The organism is Protofrankia sp. CiP1_Cm_nod4 (genome assembly GCF_982290645.1).
The window spans coordinates 20921-24591 of sequence record NZ_CEVIVC010000047.1; the positions used below are offsets into that span (position 1 = coordinate 20921).

Genomic DNA, 3671 nt, shown 5'->3' on the forward strand with positions numbered 1-3671 from the left:
CCCTTGCCGCCGGCAGCTCGGACAAGAGCGTCTGGTTGTGGGACACCACCCGCCCCGGGCAGCCACGGCAACTGGCCACGCTGACCTCGTCGGCCGAGGCGATCTATTCGGTGTCCTTCAGCCCGGGCGGTGTGCTGGCCGCCGGCGGGGAGAACCATGCGGTCCGGCTGTGGGACACCGGCCTCGAGCGGGTGGCGGCGTCCATCTGCTCGACCGGCGGGGACCCGATCACGTCCGCCGAGTGGGAGCGGTACATCGAGGGGAAGCCCTACCGTCCGCCGTGCCGGAGGCGCTGATCCTGCTACTGATCATACTACTTGTAGTCGCTGAGACCGTACTCATAGCGATCGCGAGCGGGGTTGTCTGGACCGCGCAGCCTGTCCGGAGGCTCTCCCGTCCGACAATCATCACTATCTGATCTTTAGTACGTCCGTACGGACCTGTACGGGCATTCGCCGACCCCTTCCCGCGCCTCCCGAGCGGCTCTTCACTGGGTTCACACCCACCCAGCCTCACGGCCCGGCCGACGCCGGTGCCTCCTCGTGGCGGAAGAGCGATAGCCGGAAGGGGGACTCCCGATGGACTCCGAGTGAGCGGAACTTCATGGCAGGCCGTGCGGGCTGGGGCAGGTGGACCTGCGAAAATGGCTGACCGTCAGGATTCAGAGACGTCCTGTCGCTAGTTTTTTTGTTTGGAAGTAGTTTTTTGCCACCTGATGGTGTGTGCCTGGTTACTTTTGGGTGCCGAGCCGTCGAGGGTGGCAGCCAATCGCGGTCGACCGGTCGGTCGACGGGCCGGCCATCGCTGATTTTTTGGCTATTCGCCCGCCGGCTCTCATCCGGCTGGCCATTATTTGTCATTCTTTTGGCAACTCGACTTCCAGACGGGCAATCTGGCATCCGAGGCGCCGGCTCCATCCGGGGGAGTCCGACGGCCAATCTTGCGTTGTGTCCGTAGTCCTCTACTATTGCGGCGAACGTGAGGACGCGGCCGATGGGGGGCTGTACGGTATGGATGACGACCAGATGATCAAAGAGCTGTGCGAGATCCGCCGCGGCCGAGGTCTGCTGGCCGAGGACATCCACGCCCGTATAGGGCCGCGTCTTCGCTTGTCCTGCGACATTTCCGCGGGTGACCCGCCGTCGGTCGCGCGGCGGAAGCTGGTGCTCTGTCTCACCGAGCTGTGCGGCCGGCTCCCGTCCGATCTTCGCCTGGCCGTCCTCGCCACGCTGGCGCTGCACGAAGAGACAGATCAGAAGTTTCTGCACGAACGGATGGCGTGGCTGGCCAAGCAGTTCGGCGACTCCACCCGTACCGCACGCCGTCGCATGGACGAGGGTTTCCGGATGCTCGCCGAACAGATCACCGGCGCGGCTGACACTCCAGGCGGACGTCACAACGAGTACGTGCCGGACGGATGGTATGTCGAGTCCCTGAAATCGATGCTTCGTTTCGATCTCGAGGTTCCCCGGCTGACCGAGGAACGCCGGATCGTGGCGACCGTCGACGAACTGGACGAGATCATCGCCTCCCTGAGCGTCCGGCCCGGACCGGAACGCGGTGCAGCCGAACGTGAGATCCACGCGGAGATGGTCCATGGCGGTGAGATAATCGAGTGCCACCGCCCCGGGCCGGACTACGCCCGGTTCGTCATCCGCCTGCCCCGGCCGCTCAGGCTCGGCGAGCGCCACGAGTATGCGGTGCAGTTCACCGCATACCCACGGGAAGAGCTCCGGCCGTACTATCTCCTGACCCCGCTGCGCCGCTTCGACCGGTTCAGCCTCAAGGTCAGGTTCGGCGCCGGTCGGCTGCCCGGCAAGCTGTGGCGGCTGAACGGCGAGCATCCGAGAATAGCGGACGAGTTCACCCCGAACGACGACCTGCTGGAAGTCGACTCCATCGGCGAGGTCCAGACGGAGTTCTTCAGTCTCCGGCAGGGGCTGAGATACGGCGTGCAATGGTCCTTCTAGCAATGCCCCGCCGGCTGCCGGCCGTATGCACGGCCGGCATACCGCGGGCGGCTGGTACTGGTTCACCGTCGCGGCCACTCCCACCGGACGACCGGCCGGTGAGCCCCGGCTGGAGAAAGGCCGGCCGGCGGCAACACGCCGACGAGCATACTTCGCGGGCCCCGCAGCCGGCCGGATCCGGGGGCTGTCCCCCCGACCTGGCCCGCTCGCTGGCCATCCCGCCCCGTGCCGGTGTTGTTTTGGTGCGGTAAGCGGTTCACGAGGCCCACGGAGGAGAGGCCATGCACTGGGGAGCATACGAGGTGTTCTCGGTCCTGTCCGGGATCGTCTTCATAGGGATGGTTTTTCTGCCGACAGCACGGGGCCGGGACCGCCTGTCCTGCGCTGCCGGCGGTATCGCCTTCATTGGCTACGGCGTGTATGTGGCCGGTCAGGACTCCGGCACGTTCGTGTTCCCGTCCATCATATTCGTGCTGCCGTTCCTGGCGGTCGGCTACGTTCTTTTCTCCTTGTTCGACCGCGGTCGCCGGAATCCACCGCCGGGGCCACGGGCATAGCGGGCGGCGGCGCTGGCGGCAGTGCCGTGCTGGTCGTCCAGGAGGATGTCAGGAGCCTCATCAGGACCGGTCCGTACGCACCGCCGGCAACGAGAAGAAGCATTGTGTGAATCATGGAACACTGTGGGGGAACAGGCAGATGAGCAGTGCCCTGTGGGCGGGGCCCGAACAGGAACCGGACGCCTACCAGCTGATCGAGTCCCTCGGCGCCGGGGGCGAGGGGGACGTCTGGCGGGCGGTGCGACCGCTCTCGGAGGGGGGAGCGGGCAGCAGCGTCGTCGCCGTCAAGGACTTCGGGCCGGTCATCGGAGCGACACCGGATATCGAGCGTTCCTGGTCGCGGCACGTCTCGTTGCTGCAGGCGTTGAAGCATCCCGGGATCGTCCGCGTTTTCGGCGGCTTCCTCGGCGCGCCACGGCACTGGCAGGGAGACGTCCAGCCCGGCGTCGCGCCACACAGGTACCTGGTCATGGACTACGTCGAAGGAACCTCGCTCGGGCAGTGGCTTCTGACCCACGGCGACGCGGACCTGTCGACGCGTGTCCGCTTCGCCCGGCAGCTGGCCACGGCCCTCGACTACCTGCACAGCGGGAAGGACACCAACGGTGTTCCGGTAGCGCACGGTGACGTCAAGCCGGGCAACCTGCTCGTGCAGGACGACGGCAGCGTGATCCTGGTCGACTTCGGCCTGGCCAATCTCGCGGACGGCACGGCCCGGCTGGGCATGGGCAGCCCTGGCTATATCGCGCCGGAGCTGCTCGCGGCCGGGAACGCGGCGCGGCCGACGCCGGACAGCGACCGGTACGCGTTCGCGGCGACCGTCGTCTATCTGCTCACCGGCCAGCCGCCCGTGCACTATCCCGACGCTTCGGGCTGGCCACGCGACGTGGACCGGGCCGCGACCAGGGCCGCGCTCGCCGCCAGCCCGCTGCTGTGGAACGTGCCGTTCCTCGCGGACCTGGTGCTGGAAGGGCTCGCGCACGAGCCCGGTGACCGGCCACGGGAACTCGCTCGCTGGCTGTCCGGCGTGGGCTCGCAGACGATCACATCATCGTCACTGCCACCGGCGCCGACCTCCCCCGGGTTCGGGGCGGGACAACCGGACAGATCGACAGTGATCGTCCCCGGACCCGTCGGGCCTGGT

At 67.3% G+C, this 3671-nt stretch carries 4 protein-coding genes; all 4 read left to right on the forward strand.

Annotation, left to right across the window (positions count from 1 at the left end; translation table 11 throughout):
- Positions 1-296: WD40 repeat domain-containing protein (locus tag AC5LSR_RS11400; RefSeq protein ID WP_493468433.1), on the forward strand; the 296-nt coding region annotated here is incomplete at its 5' end.
- A 729-nt stretch (positions 297-1025) separates the two neighbouring features.
- Positions 1026-1970, forward strand: coding sequence for a hypothetical protein (locus AC5LSR_RS11405; protein WP_493464462.1), 945 nt, complete (start codon positions 1026-1028; stop codon positions 1968-1970).
- A gap of 281 nt (positions 1971-2251) precedes the next feature.
- Positions 2252-2527 (forward strand): hypothetical protein, encoded by a 276-nt coding sequence (locus AC5LSR_RS11410; protein ID WP_250280552.1) that lies wholly within the window; start codon positions 2252-2254, stop codon positions 2525-2527.
- 139 nt (positions 2528-2666) lie between these two features.
- Positions 2667-3671: serine/threonine-protein kinase (locus AC5LSR_RS11415; RefSeq protein ID WP_493468434.1), on the forward strand; the 1005-nt coding region annotated here is incomplete at its 3' end.